1 pseudogene is annotated in these 416 nt (G+C 37.0%); it reads right to left on the reverse strand.

What is annotated here, in order from left to right:
• Positions 1–8: 8 nt before the first annotated feature.
• A pseudogene (locus J7R05_RS08490) lies at positions 9–209 on the reverse strand (RluA family pseudouridine synthase); the annotation flags it as partial.
• Between the last annotated feature and the right edge of the window lie 207 nt (positions 210–416).

Genomic DNA, 416 nt, shown 5'->3' on the forward strand with positions numbered 1-416 from the left:
TGTCAATAAATAGTTTGATCCGATACAGAAAGATTTTTCTTATTAGCAACAGATAAAAACGGCACACGAAAAGACGGCCCTATAACAAGACGTATATCAGTTTTAACACGCCTGCCGGCAACGCGTATCTGACCAGAACGCAGCAATTTTTGTAGATGCCCAAACGCAAGCCCTGGATAATGCACCTTAAACCATCGATCCAAGCGCATTCCGCTTTCACCTTCCTCAGCCCTTTTGATTTCTACACCCTCTTGTAACAGTCCCTCTTGCTATACAATTTCTTTGTTTTCCAATTGTATTTTCTCGTTTTTATAAACTCATAAACTTCATTCTTTTAAAATTAGACTTTATCTCACTGCATTTCAATCAGTATCCAAAATGGCATTTTCTTTCTGTATAAATTTCATTACTTCAAA

It is taken from the genome of Bartonella capreoli (genome assembly GCF_902813205.1).
In the GTDB taxonomy this organism is placed as follows: Bacteria; Pseudomonadota; Alphaproteobacteria; order Rhizobiales; family Rhizobiaceae; genus Bartonella; species Bartonella schoenbuchensis.